The sequence below is a fragment of the Paenibacillus sp. MMS18-CY102 genome (assembly GCF_009789195.1).
Taxonomy (GTDB): domain Bacteria; phylum Bacillota; class Bacilli; order Paenibacillales; family Paenibacillaceae; genus Paenibacillus_T.
On record NZ_WSTC01000016.1, the window covers coordinates 32,075 to 53,546 of the forward strand.

18 protein-coding genes are annotated in these 21,472 nt (G+C 52.5%); 17 read left to right on the top strand and 1 reads right to left on the bottom strand.

What is annotated here, in order from left to right; all coding sequences use genetic code 11:
- The first annotated feature begins 240 nt into the window (after positions 1-240).
- The 13 genes from GON22_RS13450 to GON22_RS13510 all read left to right on the top strand — a co-directional run bounded on the left by GON22_RS13450 (position 241) and on the right by GON22_RS13510 (position 15,970).
- Positions 241-1,914: a peptide ABC transporter substrate-binding protein gene (locus tag GON22_RS13450; protein ID WP_160396615.1), complete on the top strand. Its 1,674-nt coding sequence runs from the start codon at positions 241-243 to the stop codon at positions 1,912-1,914.
- Positions 1,915-2,029: 115 nt separating this feature from the next.
- A complete protein-coding gene (locus GON22_RS13455; RefSeq protein ID WP_160396616.1) occupies positions 2,030-2,962 on the top strand; it encodes an ABC transporter permease in 933 nt (310 codons plus the stop codon).
- A 4-nt stretch (positions 2,963-2,966) separates the two neighbouring features.
- Positions 2,967-3,929: an ABC transporter permease gene (locus GON22_RS13460; RefSeq protein WP_237179153.1), complete on the top strand. Its 963-nt coding sequence runs from the start codon at positions 2,967-2,969 to the stop codon at positions 3,927-3,929.
- An 18-nt stretch (positions 3,930-3,947) separates the two neighbouring features.
- Entirely contained in the window at positions 3,948-4,946 is a 999-nt protein-coding gene (locus GON22_RS13465) for an ABC transporter ATP-binding protein (protein ID WP_160396617.1), read from the top strand.
- Entirely contained in the window at positions 4,943-5,917 is a 975-nt protein-coding gene (locus GON22_RS13470) for an ABC transporter ATP-binding protein (protein ID WP_160396618.1), read from the top strand. The genes GON22_RS13465 and GON22_RS13470 overlap by 4 nt, the downstream gene beginning before the upstream one ends.
- Before the next feature lie 377 nt (positions 5,918-6,294).
- Positions 6,295-6,606 (top strand): MazG-like family protein, encoded by a 312-nt coding sequence (locus GON22_RS13475; RefSeq protein WP_006038249.1) that lies wholly within the window; start codon positions 6,295-6,297, stop codon positions 6,604-6,606.
- Positions 6,603-7,511 (top strand): DUF2232 domain-containing protein, encoded by a 909-nt coding sequence (locus GON22_RS13480; protein WP_336604307.1) that lies wholly within the window; start codon positions 6,603-6,605, stop codon positions 7,509-7,511. Before GON22_RS13475 ends, GON22_RS13480 begins: the two co-directional genes overlap by 4 nt.
- A gap of 18 nt (positions 7,512-7,529) precedes the next feature.
- On the top strand, positions 7,530-9,491 hold the full coding sequence (locus GON22_RS13485) for a DHH family phosphoesterase (protein WP_160396620.1): 1,962 nt from the start codon (positions 7,530-7,532) through the stop codon (positions 9,489-9,491).
- Positions 9,488-9,934 (top strand): 50S ribosomal protein L9, encoded by a 447-nt coding sequence (gene rplI, locus GON22_RS13490; protein ID WP_160396621.1) that lies wholly within the window; start codon positions 9,488-9,490, stop codon positions 9,932-9,934. The genes GON22_RS13485 and rplI overlap by 4 nt, the downstream gene beginning before the upstream one ends.
- Positions 9,935-10,043: 109 nt before the next feature.
- Positions 10,044-11,408 carry a replicative DNA helicase gene (gene dnaB / locus GON22_RS13495; RefSeq protein ID WP_442954377.1) on the top strand — a complete coding sequence of 455 codons (1,365 nt, stop codon included), beginning with the start codon at positions 10,044-10,046 and terminating at the stop codon, positions 11,406-11,408.
- Between the two features lie 227 nt (positions 11,409-11,635).
- Positions 11,636-12,922 (top strand): adenylosuccinate synthase, encoded by a 1,287-nt coding sequence (locus GON22_RS13500; RefSeq protein ID WP_160396622.1) that lies wholly within the window; start codon positions 11,636-11,638, stop codon positions 12,920-12,922.
- 583 nt (positions 12,923-13,505) lie between these two features.
- On the top strand, positions 13,506-14,339 hold the full coding sequence (locus GON22_RS13505; protein WP_160396623.1) for a hypothetical protein: 834 nt from the start codon (positions 13,506-13,508) through the stop codon (positions 14,337-14,339).
- Between the two features lie 173 nt (positions 14,340-14,512).
- Positions 14,513-15,970, top strand: a complete 1,458-nt coding sequence (locus tag GON22_RS13510) for a M23 family metallopeptidase (RefSeq protein ID WP_160396624.1) — start codon at positions 14,513-14,515, stop codon at positions 15,968-15,970.
- Between the two features lie 132 nt (positions 15,971-16,102).
- Here GON22_RS13510 and GON22_RS13515 read toward each other — a convergent pair whose 3' ends face one another.
- Entirely contained in the window at positions 16,103-16,258 is a 156-nt protein-coding gene (locus tag GON22_RS13515; RefSeq protein WP_160396625.1) for a hypothetical protein, read from the bottom strand.
- A 199-nt stretch (positions 16,259-16,457) separates the two neighbouring features.
- Here GON22_RS13515 and yycF point away from each other — a divergent pair, with 199 nt between their 5' ends.
- Genes yycF through yycI form a run of 4 tightly spaced genes read left to right on the top strand, consistent with a single transcriptional unit; the run spans position 16,458 to position 21,411 of the window.
- The gene (gene yycF, locus GON22_RS13520) at positions 16,458-17,237 is read left to right on the top strand and encodes a response regulator YycF (RefSeq protein WP_160396626.1); all 780 of its coding nucleotides are present in this window, start codon (positions 16,458-16,460) and stop codon (positions 17,235-17,237) included.
- Positions 17,237-19,069, top strand: a complete 1,833-nt coding sequence (walK, locus tag GON22_RS13525) for a cell wall metabolism sensor histidine kinase WalK (protein ID WP_160396627.1) — start codon at positions 17,237-17,239, stop codon at positions 19,067-19,069. Before yycF ends, walK begins: the two co-directional genes overlap by 1 nt.
- Positions 19,066-20,595 carry a YycH family regulatory protein gene (locus GON22_RS13530; RefSeq protein WP_160396628.1) on the top strand — a complete coding sequence of 510 codons (1,530 nt, stop codon included), beginning with the start codon at positions 19,066-19,068 and terminating at the stop codon, positions 20,593-20,595. The genes walK and GON22_RS13530 overlap by 4 nt, the downstream gene beginning before the upstream one ends.
- Positions 20,596-20,643: 48 nt before the next feature.
- On the top strand, positions 20,644-21,411 hold the full coding sequence (gene yycI, locus GON22_RS13535; RefSeq protein ID WP_160396629.1) for a two-component system regulatory protein YycI: 768 nt from the start codon (positions 20,644-20,646) through the stop codon (positions 21,409-21,411).
- Positions 21,412-21,472 lie beyond the last annotated feature (61 nt).

The window sequence follows — 21,472 nt, forward strand, 5'->3', positions numbered from 1 at the left end:
ATAATTACCTATTAATAAACGTTGATTTTAGATGAATTAAGCAGTTATAGTTTACTTTGCGTGCAATATTTCAAAAGAATATTGTCGCAAGCAACGAAATAACGATTGTTAAATATTGCTTTTAATCGGCGGTGTTTAGCAAACAAGCATTGCATAATCCGTAAGATTATTCACCGCAATTCTGCAAGCCGCTATCTGCACGTCGAACGCATCTAAGAACAATTGTGGAGGGTGAAGCGAATGAAGTTAGGTTTCAAATCTAGAATGTCCATTATCGCAACCATCATGGCACTCGTGTTGGTTGTAGTCGGCTGTACGCCGAAGGATGAAACGAATAAAGGGACGGAGACAGGCGAGAAAGGGGCAGCGACGAGCAAAGTGTTCCGCATGAACTTGTCGACAGAGCCGCCATCGCTTGATCCAGCACAATCGCAAGACCAAGTATCGTTCACTGTACTGAACGGATTATTCGAAGGCCTGACACGGAAAGACGAGAAAGGCGACAACATTCCGGGCATCGCAGAGAAATGGGATATTAGCGAAGACGGCAAAACGTACACGTTCCATCTTCGCACGGATGCAAAATGGAGCAACGGTGATCCTGTAACGGCTAATGATTTCGAGTTCTCTTGGAAACGTGCGCTTGATCCAAACCTGAAGCCTGAGCCGTCCGCATACGCTTATCAGCTTTATTACATCGTGAATGCGGAGTCTTATAACACAGGCAAAGGCGCGAAAGCAGAAGACGTGGGCGTCAAAGCTACGGACGAGCATACGCTCGAAGTTAAGCTGAACTCGCCAACACCGTACTTCCTGAGCCTCATGTCGTTCCAAACGTTCTTCCCGGTTCACCAATCGGTAAAGGACAACGAAGCATGGGCGGCTGATGCATCGACGATCATCTCCAACGGGCCATTCAAAATGTCCAGCTGGCAGAAGAGCACGTCGATCAAGATCGTGCCGAACGAGAACTACTATGCGAAAAACGACGTGAAGCTTGCAGGCGTTGAGTTCGTGATGGTGCCAGACTCCTTAACGGAGCTGAACATGTACAAAACGGGTGAGCTGGACTGGGCAGGCAAGCCGACAGGCGAGATTCCAGCGGATCAAATCGATACAGTAAAAGCGAGCGCCAAAGAAGGCGAGTTCCAACAAAAAGCGATCGCGAGCATGTACTACTACCTGTTCAACACGACGGATAAAACGTTCAAAAACGAAAACATCCGCCGCGCGCTGGCGATGGCAGTTGACCGCAAGCAAATTACCGAGAAGGTAACGAAAGCAGGTGAAATTCCTGCTTACGGTCTCGTGCCTCCGGGCATTAAAGGCGAGACAGATGAATACCGCACAGAAGTGAAAGACGACTACTTCAAGGAAGATATTGAAGAGGCGAAGAAACTGCTGGCGGAAGGCATGAAAGAGCTGGGCATAACGAAAGTGCCAGCAATCAAGCTGACATTCAATACGAGCGATAACCATAAGCGTGTTGCGCAAGCAGTAGCTGAAATGTGGCACAAAAACCTCGGCCTCGATGTCGAGATTCAAAACCAAGAGTGGGGCGTGTTCCTCGAAAACCGGAACAAGCTGAACTATCAAGTCGCACGCGCAGGCTGGGGTGCTGACTACAACGATCCAATGACGTATATCGATCTCTTCACATCGAAGAGCGGCAATAACAATACAGGCTTCGCAAGCAAAGAGTATGACGAATTGGTCGCTAAAGCTTATGCATCCTCCGATGCCAAAGAGCGTATGGCGCTAATCCAGCAAGCAGAGAAGCTGTTCATGGATGATCTTCCAATCATGCCGTTGTACTACTACAGCGATGTGTACATGCAGAAGCCGGGCTTCAAAGGCATCTTCATCGACTACAAAGGCGACATCGACTATACGCGCGGCTACTACGAAGGCTAAAAGTTAGTCACTACACAAACAATCAATACTGATTAACGAAAACGACATGGGATATATGCATCTAGCATATATCCCATGGCTGTTTGAGCCATCATTTATGGGAGGCATTACCAACATGATACGTTTCGTATTGAAAAAGCTTATCTTCATACTCGTGTCTCTGTTCGTACTAGCCTCGGCGACGTTCTTCTTAATGAAGGCGATTCCTGGTAATCCGTTCATGTCGGAGAAGGAAATCCCGAAGGCAATACGTGCAATGCTCGAAGCCAAATACGGTTTGAACGAGCCGCTGTGGAAGCAGTACCTCACGTACATCAATAACCTGATTCATCTTGATCTAGGGATGTCAATGAAACAGCAATATACAACCGTTGCGAGCATTATTGGAACCGGTTTCTTGTATTCCCTGCAGCTTGGCATCTTTGCCATAATTCTCTCGGTCGTTGCTGGTGTCGTGCTCGGCATCGTCGCGGCGATCTATCATCGCAAGTTTCTCGATACGTTCACGATCTTCATTGCCGTGCTTGGCGTATCCGTTCCTAACTTTGTCGTCGCGGCAGCATTGCAGTACTTCCTGGGCGTTAAGCTGAATTGGTTTGACGTTGCAGGTCTCAATGACCCGCTCGACTATGTGCTTCCGACTATTGCGCTTGCCGTTCTGCCGGCAGCTTTCATTGCGCGCCTGACACGTTCAAGCATGCTTGAGGTGTTGACCGCAGATTATATTAAGACAGCTCGTGCAAAAGGGTTGAGCGGTCGCGTTATTTTGATCCGGCATGCGCTTCGCAATGCTATTCTGCCTGTCGTCACGTACATTGGCCCGATGACGGCAAACATCATTACAGGCTCTGTCGTTGTCGAGCAAATTTTTGGCATCGGCGGGTTGGGCAAGTTTTTCGTCAACAGCATTACGAACCGCGATTACACCCTCATCATGGGGTTGACGCTGTTCTACGCGGTTGTTCTGATGGCGGCACGGTTCTTAACGGACGTGGCTTATGCTTTCGTTGATCCGCGCATTAAGCTGAGTAACAGGAAGGAGGGATGAGCCGATGACGATAGCGGATATCGATACATCCAAGCACGCCTCATCCACCGAGCAGCGCTTAACGAAGGCTGATTTTGCCAAGCTGGATAAGTCAGAGAAAAAAGGCGAGCTCGTCGTCCGCGAGAGCATCTCGGCGTGGAAGGACGCTTGGCTGCGGCTGAAATCAAATAAATACGCAATGGTCGCGCTTGTTGTCTTGCTTGTCATTGTCATAATGGCGATTATCGGCCAATCCATCGCAGGGTTCGATTACCGTTCTAATGACCTGATGGCGACCAATGAGAAGCCGAATGGTACGCATTGGTTCGGTACTGATGATCTCGGTCGGGACATGTTCGCTAGAACCTGGATGGGAGCGGGCATATCGCTTCAGGTCGGCTTGTACGCCGCGTTAGTTGACCTTGTTCTTGGGGTCATTATCGGCGGCATTATGGGTTACTTCGGCGGACGGGTCGATGAGATTCTTAACCGGTTTTGCGAAATTCTCTATTCGATCCCAAGCATGTTGATTGTCATTCTTCTTATTGTCGTGCTCGAACCGAGCATGTTCACGATTGTATTAGCACTGAGCATTACGGGCTGGATTAACATGGCGTGGATCGTTCGCGGCCAAATCATGCAGCTCAAAAACCAAGAGTATGTGCTGGCTTCCCGTTCGCTCGGCGCGGGTGCGGGACGGATTCTGTTCCGCCACTTGATTCCGAATGCGATGGGACCGATTATCGTTACGTTGACGATGACGGTGCCGAATGCGATTTTCGCCGAAGCGTTCTTAAGCTTCCTCGGCCTTGGCGTTCAGTCGCCGGCGGCTTCGCTCGGCACGATGATTAACGATGCGCTCAAAGCGATGACGGTATATCCTTGGCGCTTGCTGTTCCCGGCAGTTCTCATTAGTTTGACGATGTTGTGCTTTAACATTTTTGGCGACGGACTGCGCGATGCGCTTGATCCGAAGATGAAAAAATAAAGGTAGGAGGTGGCGGCGATGGAACGAATACTCGAAGTGAATGACTTGCGCGTCAACTTTAAAGTTCGTGGCGGTATCGTACAGGCGGTTCGCGGGGTTAACTTCCACGTGAACAAAGGGGAGACCGTTGCAATCGTTGGCGAGTCCGGCTGCGGCAAAAGCGTAACCGCACAGTCGCTCATGCGTCTAGTTCCTTCCCCTCCAGCCGTTACGACCGGCTCGATCCGGTTCAAGGGCGAAGAAATACTAAGCAAGCCGAAGCGCGAGATGGAAAATATTCGAGGCAAGGAAATGGGCATGATCTTCCAAGATCCGATGACCTCGCTTAACCCGACGCTGACGATTGGCAAACAAATTACGGAAGGGCTTGTGAAGCATCAGAACATGAGCGAGTCCGCTGCTAAAGCGCGCGCTGTTGAGATGCTGAAGCTGGTCGGCATTCCGAACCCGGAATCCCGCGTGAACCAGTATCCGCATGAGTTCTCGGGCGGCATGCGCCAGCGGGCGATGATCGCGATTGCGTTGGCGTGCAACCCTTCGTTGCTAATCGCGGATGAGCCGACGACGGCACTGGACGTAACGGTACAGGCGCAGATTATGGGCGTCTTGAAGGATTTGCAAACAAAGCTCGGCACGTCGATTATTCTGATTACGCATGACCTTGGCGTCGTAGCCGATGCGGCTGACCGTGTCATAGTCATGTATGCAGGGAAAGTAGTCGAATCGGGCAAAACGCGCGATATTTTCAAAAATCCGAAGCATCCGTATACACGTGGATTGCTGCGTTCGGTCCCGCGTCTGGACCAGAAGAAGGACGAGCCGCTTATTCCGATCTTCGGCACTCCGCCGGACCTGATTAAGCCGCCTGCGGGCTGCGCCTTCTGCGCACGTTGCGATGAGGCGATGCGCGTCTGCTTGCCTAACGATCCTGCCCTCGTGCCAGTTGAAGGCGAAGGGCATACGGCGGCTTGCTGGCTGAATCATCCGCTGGCTGGCGAAGGAGGGGAGAGCGCATGAGCAAGACGATTGGGGAACCGCTCATCGAGATTCGCGATTTGAACAAGCATTTTAATCTCGGCGGCGGACAAATCTTGAAAGCCGTGAATGACGTGAACCTGACGATCGGCCGCGGCGAGACGCTTGGCATCGTAGGGGAATCGGGCTGCGGCAAATCAACGCTAGGCCGGACGGTTATGCGACTGTACGAGCCAACGGGCGGAGAAGTCATTTTCGATGGCAAACCGCTATATGATTTGAAGGGCTCTGCGATGAAGGCGGTTCGCCGCGATATGCAGATGATTTTCCAAGACCCGTACGCTTCCTTGAACCCGAGGATGACGATTACAGACGTCATTGGCGAGGCGCTTGATATTCATAATTTAGCAGGAAGCCGCGCAGAACGGCGGAAGAAGGTCGAATCGCTGCTCGATACGGTTGGCCTTAATCCCGATCATGCAACGCGTTATCCGCATGAGTTTTCCGGCGGCCAGCGCCAACGGATCGGCATTGCTCGGGCATTGGCGGTAGAGCCGAAGTTCATCATTGCCGATGAGCCGATCTCGGCGCTCGATGTATCGATTCAGGCACAGGTCGTTAACCTGATGCAGGATCTGCAGCGCCGCATGGGCTTGACGTATATGTTCATCGCGCATGACTTGTCGATGGTTAAGCATATTAGCGACCGTGTTGCCGTTATGTATCTCGGTCGCGTCGTAGAGCTGGCGGAGAGCAGTGAGCTGTACGCAAACCCGGCTCATCCGTACACGCAAGCGCTGCTGTCGGCGATTCCGATTCCGGATCCCGACGTAGAAGCAGAGCGGGAGCGCATTACGCTTAAGGGTGAGCTGCCAAGCCCGATCAATCCGCCGAGCGGCTGTCCGTTCCGCACCCGTTGCCCGCTGGCAACGGAGAAGTGCGCCAAGGATACGCCAGCGCTTGCTGAAGTGAAGAAAGGCCATTATGCGGCTTGCCATTATGCATCGGTTTAACACAATTAAGGGGTGTCCCAAAAGCCACTGTGGCTGGGGCACCCCTTGTTTATTATGTTTCCTTGACATTGTTACAACGCACCTCGCTTGTTTACGTAATGGAAGGGGAGAAGGATACTTTGGTGTCTTATCCGAATTATTGCATAAGGGAGAGTGGTTCCAATATTTGTTTAGAACGATAGGGATCAACCAACTGCAATTATCAGTTTAGCAGTCGAGCATGGAAGACTCCTCTTGTGTGTACGATTTCGGATTTATGCTATAATGAGCTGTAAAGCTTTAGTGAAAAGCTCTGACGAAGCGTACTTACGAAGAGCCTGCACCATGAGAACTTGCTTCGCCTTAGAGCCAGCCTTACAGGCCAAAGGAGGAGCGGTATGCGCGGAACGGAACGCGAGATGGATGTAGCCAAGCGCGCGCAGGCAATCGAATGGCTGAAGATGGAACTCGTCGACCAGGTATCCCGCTTATTCAAGGCGCTATGGGATGGCAGCGTTTCAAGGCTGACGGACAGTCTTGCCAGTCTCATTTCGAGTGGATATATTTTGGGGCGAAGGCTGGGCATTCCTTATCGGGAGCTCGACGAGGCGATTATCGCTAAGCTGCGCAAGCTGTCGCAAGAAGGGCATACGTTAGAAGATGCTTATCACGATTTATCGACGCTGGAAGAACATATTCGCAAGAGGTGAACGGTTTGAAGACCGGTAAACAATCGATTATTTGGAGTGCAGTTCTGCTTGTTCTGATGCTCTCCATGGCTGTACCAGGGATTAACATGATTACGGTTGTTTTTATGATGGTTCCTTACGTTGTGCTTTACGCAACTAGGTCGCGGAAGGCATTCGCGCTTCACGTCGTACTAGTGTGGGTCGTCGCGTACTTATTAGTGGGACCAATAGCCCCAATTTTAGGCCTGTTCTTCTTAGTTCCATCGATTATTATGGCCCATATGATTAGCAAGCAATCGCCGCCGGGACGGGTACTCGTATCAGGCATCTTGTCGTTGCTAGGCATTATGCTGCTTGAGTTATTGCTGTTCAACCTTATATTTGATGTCTCGCTTATTAACGAGCTTGGCACCACGGTGCGGGAGACGACTGATTCCTTAATGAAGGAAGGCTTGCTGCCAGAGACTTGGTCTGCGGATTTAACGGATTCGATGGTTACGCTGATGACGCAGTCGGTGCCGGTCGCCCTCATGACGATTTCGTTCGTATATGCAGCGATTACGCAATATTTCAGCCGAATTGCATTAAAGAAGAGTGGATTATTGATTCCGGCTATGCCGAAGGCTCACGAATGGAAGCTTCCGCGCATCATGGTGCTTTATTATTTAGTATCGCTAGTGCTGAGCATGGTCATCGTATCGGATGATTCGTTCATGTCTATCGCGTTGCTCAATCTAGTGCCATTGCTTCGAATGGCGTTTATGCTACAAACGATTGGATTTTTCTTTTATCTTGCGCATCAGCGCGGTTGGCCGAAGGCGGTGCCGCTTATCATTGCGGTTTTCGTCCTCCTTATCCCACCGATTAGCTTGATTGGTGTGCTGGACACCGCCTTTCCGATTCGGAAGGCATTCGAGAAACGATAACACGGGAGCGGAGAAGAAATGCCTAAGTTTCTTGTCAAGCGATGGCACGGCATGCACCAGCTATGGGCATTCGTGCTGCTGCTATTCTTGTCGGCGGCACTCGCCTGGTACAATTGGGCGATCGGTCTGGCAGGGCTGCTTCTGACGATATCAGCCGGGGCGTATTCGGTTTATGCGGAGCGCGCCTTTCGGAGGGATCTCAAATCTTATCTTGGTACGTTATCGTATCGGGTTAAGAAGGCGGGCAGCGAAGTTATTGGGGAATTGCCTTTTGGCATCATTATCTATAATGATGAGCGGACGGTAGAATGGAATAATGCTTATGTGGCACGGATGTTTGGCCAAGATTCAGTGGTCGGCACGCCCATTCATGAACTATTCCCTTCGCTGAAGGAAAGCAAGAATAGCGAAGGCATCTATGAGGCCGCGCTAGGCTCGCGCATCTTTGAGCTTAACTTCAAGAGCAAGGAGCGCCTGGTCTACATCCATGACATTACGACGATGTGGCAGCTCGGGCGCAAGTATGAAGATGAGAAGCTGGCGATCGGCATCGTCCTGATGGATAACCTCGAAGAGGTAACACAGGGGATGGATGACCAACAGCGTACGACTATGCTATCTAAGGTGACGACGGAAATTACCGACTGGGCGCAAAAATACCATACGTATTTAAAGCGGCTCAACTCGGACCGTTTTCTTATTATTACGGACCAAAAAACACTCAAGCAGCTGGAGCACAGCCGGTTCGAGCTGCTTGACGAAGTGCGTGAGATGACCGCCGAACACAAAATTCCAGTGACGCTCAGCATAGGCTTCGCAGCCGGTGCAGAAACGGTGACGGAGCTCGGCCAATGGGCGCAGACGAGCCTAGATATTGCACTTGGGCGCGGCGGCGACCAAGCAGCAGTGAAAGTGGGCGAGCGGCAATCGTTCTATGGCGGCAAGTCGAATGCCGTGGAGAAGCGGACACGGGTACGCGCGCGCGTCGTCGCGCACGCGCTACGGGATATGATTCGGGAGAGCGACAATGTCGTCATTATGGGGCATCGGATGCCCGATATGGACGCCATTGGAGCAGCGCTTGGCGTGTTGAAAGCAGCGCAGCTGTTTAATAAAGAAGCTTATATCGTGCTTGAGGGTGTGAATCCAGCGATTCAACGCATGATGGAGATGCTGCGGGAGGACGAACGGATTATTAAACGTTTTGTTACGCCTGAGCAGGCGCTTCATCTTGTGGATTCGAAGACCCTGGCAGTTGTCGTTGATACGCATAAAGCTTCGATGGTCAAGGAGCCTAGGCTGCTGCAACAGACTGACCGTATCGTCGTGGTCGACCATCATCGGCGGAGTGAAGAATTTATTAGCAAATCGGTGCTTGTCTATATGGAGCCCTACGCTTCCTCCGCATGTGAGCTTGTAACTGAATTGCTGCAGTACATTCATGAACGCGTAGTATTGGATGTGCGGGAGGCAACGGCGTTGCTGGCAGGCATAACGGTTGATACGAAGAGCTTCTCTCTTCGTACAGGCGCCAGGACGTTCGAGGCGGCTTCGTTCCTGCGGCGGAACGGTGCAGATTCCACCCTTATTCAGCGGATGCTGAAGGAGGATCTGGAAGAGTATATTCTCAAAGCGGATATTATCAAACACGCCGAAGTGTTGTACGATCATATTGCGATTGCAGTTACCGATCCAGGACGCAAATATTCGCAGCTGCATATCGCGCAATCAGCGGACACATTGCTCAACATGACGGGCATCTATGCTTCATTCGTCATTAGTGAGCGGCCTGACGGCTTGATTGGAGTTAGCGCCCGTTCGCTTGGCGCGATGAATGTACAGGTTGTCATGGAGCGTCTTGGCGGCGGCGGCCATCTAACGAATGCCGCAGCGCAGATGGAATGTAAGGTGCAGGATGCCGCGACGCGGCTAAAACATATTTTGGATGAGATCGAGAAGGAAGAGGGGTTATTCGAATGAAAGTGATCTTTCTGCAGGATGTCAAAGGGCAAGGCAAGAAAGGTGAAGTAAAGGAAGTATCGGAAGGCTACGTACGCAACTTCCTGATGCCTAAGGGCCTTGTAAAGGAAGCAAACACAGGCAATGTTAATACGCTTAAGGCGCAGCAGGCGTCGGAGCAGAAGCGTAAAGATAAAGAGAAGGAAGATGCACAAGCGCTTGGCGTGAAGCTCAGCGAACTGACGGTCGTCATTAATGCGAAGTCAGGCCAAGACGGCCGGTTGTTCGGCGCGATTACGAGCAAGCAAATTGCAGAAGCGCTCGAGGCACAAGTTGGCGTGAAGCTGGATAAGCGCAAAATCGAGCTAAACGATCCGATTCGGACACTCGGCGTGACGCAGGTACAGGTGAAGCTTCATCCTGAAGTGAAAGCGACGCTTAAGGTACAAGCGAAGGAAGAATAGAGAAGACAATCCGCTCGCGGAGGCAGGAGACGATGGTGCTCCTTCCCGCGGGCGGCTGTTCGTTACAGGGCAATTACAGGCAATATTCACCACAGAAGGAGGGCTATCGATGAGCATGAACCCGGATCAGCTGACGTTTGATCGCGTGCCGCCGCAAAATCTAGAGGCAGAGCAGGCGATTCTCGGCGCGGTGCTGCTTCAGGCGGAAGCGTTAATTACGGCGATGGAGCGGGTGAAGAGCGACGACTTCTACAGCTCTGCCCATCAACGGATTTACGAGGCGATGGTGGAACTTGGCGAAAGTAACCAGCCGATCGACCTCGTTACTTTGACTGCTTACCTGCAGGACCGCCAGCTGCTGGAGGAAGCGGGCGGCATTACGTATTTGGCGAAGCTCGCTAACTCCGTACCGACGGCTGCGAACGTGGAGTACTACGCTCAGATCGTCGAAGAGAAATCGATGCTTCGCCGCCTCATTCGAACGGCCACGCAGATCGTCTCGAACGGCTATGCCGCAGAAGAGGATGTAGGAGCTCTGCTCGGCGAGGCGGAGCAAAAGATTCTCGAAATTTCTAACCGCCGCTCCAGTAGCGGCTTTGTCTCGATCCGGGACGTGCTTATGGAAGTCTTCGAGCGGGTAGAGATGCTGTACTCGCAAAAGGGAGGCTCGACGGGCATTCCGTCTGGGTTCTCCGATCTCGACAAAATGACATCGGGCTTTCAACGAAGCGACCTTATTATCGTAGCGGCCCGTCCATCTGTAGGCAAAACGGCATTCGCGCTGAACATCGCGCAGAATGTTGGCGTGCGTGCGAAGGAAACGGTCGCGATCTTTAGTCTTGAGATGAGCGCGGCCCAGCTCGTTCAGCGGATGGTGTGCGCAGAGTCTAATGTTGATGCGAACCGGATGCGTACGGGTTTCCTCGAAGGGGACGATTGGGAGAAGCTGACGATGGCGATCGGTGCATTGTCGGAAGCGGAAATTTACATTGACGATACGCCAGGTATAACGGTAGCGGATATTCGGGCAAAATGTAGACGACTCAAAAAAGAACGCAATCTCGGCATGATTCTCATCGACTACCTCCAGCTCATCCAAGGGCGGGGCAAAGCCGGCGAGAACCGCCAGCAGGAAGTATCCGAGATTTCCCGTACGCTGAAGCAAATCGCAAGGGAGCTTGAAGTGCCAGTAATTGCACTATCCCAGCTTTCCCGGGGCGTAGAGCAGCGGCAGGACAAGCGCCCAATGATGTCTGACCTTCGGGAATCCGGTTCAATCGAGCAGGATGCTGATATCGTTGCGTTCCTTTATCGGGATGATTACTACGATAAGGAATCGGAGAAGAAGAACATTATCGAGATTATTATTGCCAAGCAGCGGAATGGCCCGGTAGGTACGGTCGAGCTTGCATTCTTGAAGCAATTTAACAAATTCGTCGGTCTTGACCGCCAGCATCAAGAGTCGGCTTCATAAGTCTAAATTCCGAACAATTGCATGGGTGACTGTGCAATTGTTCGCGTTTTAATTGACTTTGATATAGGGGACTGATACACTATTCATGCTGCCTTCTTTGCGATGGTGGTCGGTTTGTCCTGTCTGTAGAGGTCGAATGTAGACGCTATGGCTAGGGGGAACTTGGCGGCAATTGTCAGAAACAGCTATCATTTCGATGCATATAAGCATCGGGCGGGGGTATGATCATGTCTACGGTTGTTGTTGTCGGAACGCAGTGGGGAGACGAAGGGAAAGGCAAGATTACCGATTACTTGGCGGAAGGTGCCGATGTCGTCGCTCGTTACCAAGGCGGTAACAATGCGGGCCACACGATCATGATCGGCAACAAGAAGTATAAGCTGACGATGGTTCCTTCGGGTATCTTCAATGAGAATAAAATTTGTGTCATCGGTAACGGCATGGTTATTAACCCATCCGCATTAATCGATGAGATTAACTATATCCATGAGAATGGCTTCAAAACGGATAATCTAAAAATCAGTGACCGCGCACATGTCATCATGCCGTATCACCTCGTGCTCGACGGGCTTGAAGAAGAGCGCAAAGGCGATAACAAAATCGGCACGACGCGCAAAGGTATTGGTCCTGCATACATGGACAAAGCCGCTCGTAACGGCATTCGGATCGCGGACCTGATGGACGCGGAAGAGTTCACGCAGAAGGTTCGCCGTCTCGTTGTCGAGAAGAACCAAGTGATCGAGCAAGTATATGGCGGCGAGCCGCTGGATGCTGAGTCGATTATTACGGAATATCTCGCGCATGCTGAGATTCTTCGCCCATATGTAACGGACACTTCGGTTGTTCTTAACGATGCAATCGATGGCAACCAAAAGGTGCTGTTCGAGGGCGCGCAAGGCGTTATGCTCGACATCGACCAAGGTACGTATCCATACGTAACGTCGTCGAACCCGTCGGCTGGCGGCGTCTGCATCGGCTCGGGCGTAGGCCCATCGAAAATTCAACAAGTTATCGGCGTTGCCAAAGCATACACGACGCGTGTAGGCGATGGCCCGTTCCCAACGGAGCAAGATAACGAAACAGGTGCATGGATTCGCGACCGTGGCCACGAGTATGGTACGGTAACAGGCCGCCCACGCCGTGTTGGCTGGTTCGATACGGTTGTCGTTCGCCACGCTCGCCGCGTTAGCGGCATTACTGGCCTGTCTCTTAACTCGCTGGACGTATTGTCCGGTCTTGAGACGGTTAAAATTTGCGTAGCTTACAAATACCGTGGTACAGTGATTGAGACTTATCCAGCTAGCTTGAAAATGATCTCGGAATGCGAAGCAGTGTACGAGGAAATGCCAGGCTGGAGCGAAGACATCACGAACGCGAAGTCGCTGGCTGACCTGCCAGAAAACACGCGCAAGTATGTAGAGCGCGTATCCGAGCTGACGGGCATCCCGATTGCGATCTTCTCGGTCGGCCGTAACCGCGAGCAAACGAACATCGTTCAACCAATCTACGTATAGAACTCAGTCGGGAACGGAACCCGGCAGGGCTTAGAAGCAGCCAGAGACGCGGTCTCTGGCTGCTTTTTGTTGTTTAAAGTACCCAATGCCTGAAAGGGTCACCTCATTGCATTCTCTGCAATGGAATAGCATAACCATGTCCAATTTCGCGCCTCCCATTGCAGTTTGTACAATGGGAGGCGCTTCTTTTGCGATGAAAAGGAGGAAGTCGGCGAATATGGCTGATTGCCGTTGCACGGAATGCAATGATGGGCAATGTAGAGCTGATTGGATCGCGTGCCATTGTACACAATGCAATGGGCAGAGGATGATGGTGGGGAGAGTTTAGTGCGAAGTGTGCACGAATGGTAATGGTGTGAGGCGAGATACGAAGCGTGCCCGAGTTGCAATAGTGCGGGACGAATAGTGTGAAGTATGTGCGAACTGTAATGTGACGGTGCAAGGCATATGTGGAGCGTGCCCTGGCGTCGCTTATTTTATGCAAAGTGGTTATACCTTCTGTTCGCGCTGCCCATACTGGTCATAGACGAGAAAAGGAGATTCCGCATTGTGTAGGGCTGTGCGGGAACGGAGGGACAATCATATGTGGAAAATGTTCAGCTGGGTTGGCCGCGCTATTGCGGTAGGGCTGATTGCCAGCTTTCTGTCGATTTGGACGACGGGCTATATCGTGAATAGTTATGTGGAATCGCTGCTGAAGCAGTATAAGCTGCCGCTGGAAGTGGAGCCTTTTGCACTGTCTGGCGTGTGGGGCAAGCTGTGGGGGGCGGATACACCAAGTGGAGACGGCAAAGCGCTAGCAGATAGCGATAACGGCGGTCAGTCCGCTACGGGGACGGATGGGGATGCGTCGGCGGGGGCGAACACCCCTAGCGATGCAGGAGAAGGCGGCAGTGAGATCGGCGATGGGAGCGATGGCGGCAGCAACAATGGCACGGGCACAGGCGAAGCGGAGACAGGCGCGGCGGAAAGCGGCGGCCAAGGAACGGGAGCGACAGGCACGAACAGCGGGGACGGCCCGACTGATGCGAACGGATCGAATAAGACGGGGGCGAGCGGCGCTGACGGCAAGGACGGAACGGACAAGGACCCGGTAGCGGTCGATGCATTTGGCGATGAGGAAGAGGGACCGATCACGGGGATGGGCGGCGGCACGGGACCGAAGGTGGAAGCGGGAGCGACTGCCATGACGGCGGAGGAAATCAACGCGGCGAAACAGCAGCTTACAGATGCGGATAAGAACCAACTGTTCACGATGCTGGCGACGAAGCTTCCGCAGAATGCTTGGCAGACAATCTCAGCCTATGCAGAAGATGGATTAACGGAAGAAGAACTGACGAATATTCAACAAATCGTGGCGCAGCACTTGAGTGAAGAGGAATATAAAACCTTTATGAGCATTCTGAAAAAATATTAATCCGATTGTCGAATCGATTTGTTTGCTTGAAACTTTTTTACTATGTTAAAGTATAGAGCGGAAACATTCAGAATGAGTGTTACGCTTTTTTTGTATGTGTTTATAGTTATAAATATCATAAAAATCCGTTTCTACTCTATAACCGAGCAAGAAGGAACAAGAAGGAGATTGTCATGACCGTGAGCAAGGACCCTAAGTCTCAGCCGCAAGGCGTAACGGCCGTAAATCGATTTCGAAAAATCGCGATTCTAATTGCAGCTATCGTCGTCGTTGGCGTAATCGGAGCAATCAGCGGCAAACAGTATATTAAAGCAAATACAGTTGATTATTATAATGTGTTGATGAACGGCAAGCCGGTTGGCACAGTGGACAAGCCCGAGACCGTAGAGGCGATGCTGTTGCAAAAGGCAGATCAAGTGAAGAAGGATCATCCGAACATTAACATGGTGCTCGATACGGGCAAAGTATCCTACACCGCAGACAGCGGTTATAAGGCGGAGCCGGAGACGGCCGCGACGCTTACGAAGCTGGAAGGCATGCTGACTGCCTATGCGACAGGCGTTGAAGTGAAGGTGGATGGCAAAGTTGTCGGCGTCGTGAAGGACCGTGAAACGGCAGACCGGATCATGCAGCGCGTGAAGGACAAGTATACGCCGGATGCGGCAAAGGCGAAGGAAGTAACGGCGCTTGCTTTCAATGCCGATGCAGCGGATAACAGCGCTACCGATACGAAACCAAAGCTGAAGCAGATCAACATCGTTGAGAAGGTTGACACAGCAGCGGTTAAAGTTGACCCTTCGAAAGTTTTAGACGAGACGGCACTTTACAAAAAGCTTGTTGTAGGCAGCACGAGCAACACGAAGTATACCGTTAAAGACGGCGATTGCGTCGGCTGTATTGCGGACAAGTTTGATATTCCAAAGCAAATTATTTATCAGAACAATCCTTGGATTAATGACGATTTGATTAAAGTGGGCGATGTGCTTGACCTTACTGTGTTGAAGCCGGAAGTAACGGTGCGTACGGTGGAGAGCGTAGCTGAGATCGTCATGACGGACCCGCAGGTGGTCATTCAGGCGAGCGCCAACATGAAGAAGGGCGAATCGAAGGTGCTGCAAGAGGGCAGCGGCGGCATGAAGAAGCTGACTTATCGCCTGACGAAAGATAACGGCTACCTCACCAGCGAGGAATTGATCGGCTACGAGATTATGAAGAAGGGCACGCCGAAGATCGTCGTGAAGGGGACGAAAGTTATTCTTGGCGAAGGGTCTGGCATGTTCGCATGGCCGGTATCCGGCCACTCGATGACGAGCAGCTTCGGCAGGCGCTGGGGCAAAATGCATGAAGGCATCGACCTCGTCGGCAAAAGCACGATTATGGCGGCAGATGATGGTGTAGTCGAATTTGCTGGCGTTAAGAACGGTTACGGCAATTGCGTCATTATTAATCATAAAAACGGATATAAGACGTTGTACGGGCATATGAGCTCGATTGCAGTGACAGAAGGCCAAGTCGTCGAGAAGGGCGATAAGGTTGGCGTAATGGGCAACACGGGGCATTCGACCGGAACGCACTTGCATTTTGAGATTGAGAAGAACGGCGTTGTTCAAAATCCGCTGAAATATTTGTAAACGAAATGGCTTGTAAGGCAGCTCTTATCGCAGAAAGCATCGTATGGCCGGTCGGACCCGACGGCATACGGTGCTTTTTTATTATGATCGGATAAGGCGGGCGGCGAAATGTGGGGGAGGCGGACGCCGATGTTATTGGGCAGCAGGAAGGGGCAGCGGCTGATGTACAGGGGATGCCGTTACGGAGGCTACAGCAACGTTGCTCTGGCTTAAAGCTAAGGCTAAGAACAGGGCTGTGCTTGCGGTTTGGGTTAATCGGTTCATTTTGCGGCGAGTCTTTTTGCTCAATGGTTTCACCTCGAATTCTAATAGGTTCATTATAGCGGCCAAAGTTAAACAGAGTATGAATGGAATGTTAAAATTAGATTAGCGCGCAATGGACAATGTTTCTCACAACATGAAGGAACTTTCATTGGGACAGGCAACTTCCATATGTTAAACTAGTGATGATCGATACGAAAAATTATAACGGGCGGGCGGTGGAGCCATGCACGGCAAAATATTAGTCGTTGACGACGAACAACCAATTGCGGATATTCTCAAGTTTAACTTGGAAAAAGAGGGATACGAGGTTATCTGTGCGTTCGATGGCGGCGAGGCAGTGCGATTAGCATATGAAGAGCGGCCGGATTTGATGCTACTTGATCTCATGCTTCCGGTGAAAGACGGTACGGACGTGTGCCGCGAGGTGCGCGCTGGCTTGCAGCTGCCGATTATTATGCTTACAGCAAAAGATACGGAGCTGGACAAGGTGCTGGGCCTCGAGCTTGGCGCTGATGATTACGTGACAAAGCCGTTCAGCACGCGTGAGCTGCTGGCGCGGGTGAAGGCGCAATTGCGGCGGCAGAAGAAAGTAAGCGAAGCGGTCCAAGAGGCGCAATCTGCAGCTGCCGATGCAATTGCAGGAGGAGCTTCAGGTTCTACGGCGGCTGAGCCAGAGAAGAACGGATTGACGATTTTTAACTTATTCATCGATACCGACATGTATGTCGTCTATAAGAACAACGAGCCGCTCGACCTGACCCATCGGGAGTACGAGCTGGTTTATTATCTCGCGCGCAACAGCGGCAAGGTAATGACGCGGGAGCATTTGCTGCAGGCGGTATGGGGCTTCGAATATTTCGGTGACGTGCGGACCGTTGATGTAACGGTGCGGCGGTTGCGGGAGAAGATCGAGGATGACCCGAGCCGTCCCGAGTATATTATGACCAGGCGTGGCCTTGGTTATCTGATGCGCAATCCCAAATCTGGCGGCTTCGGCTTCTGATGAGCGGCATTCGGCTGTTCCGGACCGTTCAGGTTAAGCTGATTATTATTTATGTGCTGCTGATTCTAATCGCTATGCAGCTTATTGGCGTATATTTTATTAGCACGGTTAAGAATTCGCTGACGGAGAGCTTCACGAGCAATCTGAAGGATCAGGCGAACCTGCTGTCCGAGATGGCGGCGCCGACGCTGGCGGGCAAGACGGTTGACCCAGACAGCCAACAGCCGGATTCGGCTGAAGGGCTGAGCTATGTCGTCCGCAACCTGTTTAGCATCAGCGAAGCTGAGATTCAGGTGCTCGACAGCAGCGGCAAAGTATTGGCAACCTCTGATGCGTCGCATCAGTCCTATATCGGCAAGAAGAATACATCGCTTGCGGTGACGCGGGCGCTCCAGTCGATTCGGGACAATGAGGAAGAGATCGTCGACGAGGACAATGTGAAGAAGAAAATAATCGCGCAGCCCGTTACCTACGAGGGCGGCCGCGTCGTCGGGGCGGTATATATCGTCGCTTCGATGAACGACCTGTACGATACGATGGACCGGGTAAACCGGATCTTCGTGTCGGGTACGCTAATCGCACTTGGGCTAACGGGTGTGCTAGGCATCTTGCTTGCCCATACGATTACGAATCCGATTAAGGTGCTGACGCGTTCGGCAGCGGCTGTCGCGGAAGGGCGCTTCGACCAGCAGGTGAAGGTGCTCGGCGATGATGAAATTGGCCGGCTGAGCGAGGCGTTCAACGATATGACGAAACGGCTTCGGGAAGCGCTATCAGTAAATGAGGAGGAGCGGGAGAAGCTCGCTTCCGTCCTCGCGAATATGAGTGACGGCGTGGTTGCCTCGGACGAGAGCGGCATGGTCATCGTCTCTAACCGGCGCGCGCTGGAGCTGCTCGACGTTAACGCTTGTGAAGGCTGCGAGCTGGCGATGCTGCTCGGCATGGAAGGCGATGAAGCAGTGGAACTGCTGCAGAGCGGAGGCTCGAGGCTGCTTCGCAAGACCAATGACGACGGCGAATGGCTGCTTCGCGTTACGTTCACGCCGGTTCATCGGCGGGACAAGGGCACGACTGGCACGATTGCCGTGCTCGAGGATGTAACGGAGCAAGAGAAATTGGAGCAATCGCGGCGTGAGTTTGTCGCGAATGTGTCCCATGAATTGCGTACGCCGCTAACGACGATTCGAAGCTATGCGGAGGCGTTGGATGATGGGGCGCTGGATGAGCGGCAGCTTGCGGACCGGTTCGTCAGCGTTATTCGCAACGAGACAGAGCGGATGATCCGGCTTGTAACGGATTTGCTGCATCTGTCCCGGTTCGATTCCAATCAGGTGCCGCTGCGGCGCCGTGCGACGAGCGTGCCGGAGCTGCTGGAGGAGGCGGCCGACCGGTTTGCTTTCCAAACGAGCCAGAAAGGCATTCGTACAGAGGTCCATATTGCGGAGGGCGTAGGTACGGTGTGGCTGGACCGTGATGGCATCGACCAGGTGCTGGACAATCTGATTTCTAATGCGATTAAATACACGCTGGATGGCGGCACCATTGTGTTGACGGCGCGCAAGCCGGAGATGAATGCAATCGCGATAAGCGTGAGGGATAGCGGCATTGGCATTCCGAAGAAGGATCTGGGACGGATCTTTGATCGCTTCTATCGTGTTGATAAAGCACGGTCCCGCAACATGGGAGGAACCGGCCTTGGCTTGTCCATTGCCCGGGAAATTGTCCGTGCGCATAGTGGGACAATTACGCTAGAATCCGAGCTGAATGAAGGCACGACGGTGATGTTCACGTTGCCGGCACCCGACATTCGGGAAGGGGGCGAGCCGGCATGATCGAACGGTTTAAGTCGGCTATCCTTGTTTTGTTGGTTGTCCTTAGCCTGTTGCAAAGCTATTGGCTAGCATATAGCATGCCAGGATTTACGCAGACGGTGCGGACTGAGCTGGATTATATGAACGCAGAGAAGATGGGGCCGACACAGCAGATTGACAGCGTGATTTTTCCTGATTCAATCGTGCTGCATCTCGGCCAAGGGGCGCATAGTGTGCTGTTCCCGCCAACCAACTTCTATGATCTTGTATTCCGCAAGATTGAGGCGGTAGGGTTCAAAGGATTCACGCGAAACCCGGCCATTAGCTATGACTGGGATCAGATAAGCGAGAAGAAGCAAGGCGTCGAGCTGCGGTTCGGCGGCGGCATTCCGATCAGCTTGCTCAGCAAGATGATGAAGCTCGAAGGCGATCTCCTCTTCTTGGCGGACCGGATCGAACGGATCTGGATTTACATGGATGAGGATACGGAGATGGTTCATGCGTTCTTGTTTAGTGCGGATGGCAGATCGGTCTATGAAGCCGCCCGTACCGACCTGACAGCAAAGGATGTACAGGAGTATGTGAATTTCGGCGAGTACGGGACTCCGTACAAGCAAGTCGGCCGCGTGTATGCGCCGGCTGTCTCGATTGAAGCGGTGCAAGCGCAAGTTAGCTATGAGACGTTTACGCCCGAGCAGATGCGAAGCAGCTTGTTCTCGGATACGGGAACGACGCGTACGCTAGAGAATTTGAATGGCGCGCTCATCTATACGGATGGCAAGCGTGGGCTGCAGTTTGAGCAAAATGGCAAGTGGATCAGCTATACAAACCCTGCGGCGCCACAGACAACGGATAATGATACGACTGAAAATGTGCTGGCTTCCGTTCAATTCGTGAATGAGCACGGCGGCTGGAACGGGCTGCATCGGTATGTGCCGGTGAAGCTGCAAGGCAGCGAATCGCCAAGCGATCTCGGCCGCACAGTACAATTCCAGCAGTACTACGGCTCGTATCCGCTGCTGTCGGACCCGCTGTTCAAGTTCGGCTACATGCGGTTGTCACTCCAGCAAGGCCTCGTTACGGAGTATGAACGGTCTATGATGACATTGAATGAGATTGCAGATTCGAAGACGACGCGTTGGCTGCCTGGCGGGGAAACGCTCCGTAAGGAGCTGGAGCGCCTTGACCGGCGCAATGAAATCGTGGCACTGTTCCCAGCAATGCAAGTCTCGCCGAAAGTTGGCGCGAACGTGCTCACGCTGGAACCAGTCTGGGCTGTCCGTTATGCGGATGGGACGCAGCAGGCGGTAACAGCTGCGCTGCCTGTCGGCTATGATGGGGCGGCAGAGCGTCGCGATTACCAGGCTGCGCAGACGAAGCAGAATGGAACCAGTGCTAACAATGGAAGCAATGGAACGGGCAATACGGCAACGAACAATCATGGCGGAGCGATTGAGAGCGTAAGCTCGGATTCGCCAATTCATACATTGTCGCAAGCGATCGGCCATGCCGCCAATGTCGCGGACGTGAACGTAAACGCACAGTAACGCAACGTAACGAAGCGGGCGGATGTGCTCGCACGGGGGTGGGTACGCATGGATTGGAGCCGCGCGAAGAGCGTGCTCATATTGGCTTTTCTCATGCTGAACGTCGTGCTGGGTTACCAGCTGTGGCAAAATGTCAGCGAGCGGCTGAACCAGAACCAGAACTTCGGCGATCTCGGCGCAGACACGCTGCGGATTATGAAGGAACGTGGCATCGGCCTGGCTACAACAGCAAGCATTCCGTCGGACACGCCGGACCTGCGCGACTTAACCTACCGATTCAAGGACGCATCCGCCTCTATGAAACGAGTGGCGCTGGATAAGCCGGTCGATAGCCGGATCGTTTTCGACCAGAAAGAGCTATTGGCTCAGTTAGGAAACGTTATTCCAGAGCTTTCATTGTATCAATATGATCAGCTAGCGAGCCCGGAGGGTGAGTTCGTCTTGTACCGGATGACGGGCGGCAAGCCGATGTATGACGTGAAGCTGGAGCTGTTCTACAGCAACCAGAACCAGAAGATCACGGCTTATCGGCAGACGCGCGTTGAGTTGGTTGAGACAGACGATACGGAAGCGCGGACGGTGCTGCCGGCTTCCAAGGCGGTAACGCCGCTCGTGGACAAGTACCTTGAGGACGGCTCCGTCATTAAAGAGATTGCGCTTGGCTATCACGGGCAATTATTTAACTCGGAGACGCAGTACGCTGCGCCGTCATGGCGTGTGCTGCTGGAGAATGGCAAGACGTATTATGTGCATGCGATCAGCGGGGAAATCGTGCAGGATAAGGCTGATGAGGCGGAGAAGCCTACTAAGCCATAGATTATGCAATGAATGTAAGGATGAATGTGGCGCGTGCGTTTTGCTAGGCTAGAAGCAATTA

Bases quoted from the DNA above. Each gene is read 5' to 3' on its own strand.
- GON22_RS13450 (WP_160396615.1), top strand. From the start codon at position 241: ATGAAGTTAGGTTTCAAATCTAGAATGTCCATTATCGCAACCATCATG.
- GON22_RS13455 (WP_160396616.1), top strand. From the start codon at position 2,030: ATGATACGTTTCGTATTGAAAAAGCTTATCTTCATACTCGTGTCTCTG.
- GON22_RS13460 (WP_237179153.1), top strand. From the start codon at position 2,967: ATGACGATAGCGGATATCGATACATCCAAGCACGCCTCATCCACCGAG.
- GON22_RS13465 (WP_160396617.1), top strand. From the start codon at position 3,948: ATGGAACGAATACTCGAAGTGAATGACTTGCGCGTCAACTTTAAAGTT.
- GON22_RS13470 (WP_160396618.1), top strand. From the start codon at position 4,943: ATGAGCAAGACGATTGGGGAACCGCTCATCGAGATTCGCGATTTGAAC.
- GON22_RS13475 (WP_006038249.1), top strand. From the start codon at position 6,295: ATGCGCGGAACGGAACGCGAGATGGATGTAGCCAAGCGCGCGCAGGCA.
- GON22_RS13485 (WP_160396620.1), top strand. From the start codon at position 7,530: ATGCCTAAGTTTCTTGTCAAGCGATGGCACGGCATGCACCAGCTATGG.
- rplI (WP_160396621.1), top strand. From the start codon at position 9,488: ATGAAAGTGATCTTTCTGCAGGATGTCAAAGGGCAAGGCAAGAAAGGT.
- dnaB (WP_442954377.1), top strand. From the start codon at position 10,044: ATGAGCATGAACCCGGATCAGCTGACGTTTGATCGCGTGCCGCCGCAA.
- GON22_RS13500 (WP_160396622.1), top strand. From the start codon at position 11,636: ATGTCTACGGTTGTTGTTGTCGGAACGCAGTGGGGAGACGAAGGGAAA.
- GON22_RS13505 (WP_160396623.1), top strand. From the start codon at position 13,506: ATGTGGAAAATGTTCAGCTGGGTTGGCCGCGCTATTGCGGTAGGGCTG.
- GON22_RS13510 (WP_160396624.1), top strand. From the start codon at position 14,513: ATGACCGTGAGCAAGGACCCTAAGTCTCAGCCGCAAGGCGTAACGGCC.
- yycF (WP_160396626.1), top strand. From the start codon at position 16,458: ATGCACGGCAAAATATTAGTCGTTGACGACGAACAACCAATTGCGGAT.
- walK (WP_160396627.1), top strand. From the start codon at position 17,237: ATGAGCGGCATTCGGCTGTTCCGGACCGTTCAGGTTAAGCTGATTATT.
- GON22_RS13530 (WP_160396628.1), top strand. From the start codon at position 19,066: ATGATCGAACGGTTTAAGTCGGCTATCCTTGTTTTGTTGGTTGTCCTT.
- yycI (WP_160396629.1), top strand. From the start codon at position 20,644: ATGGATTGGAGCCGCGCGAAGAGCGTGCTCATATTGGCTTTTCTCATG.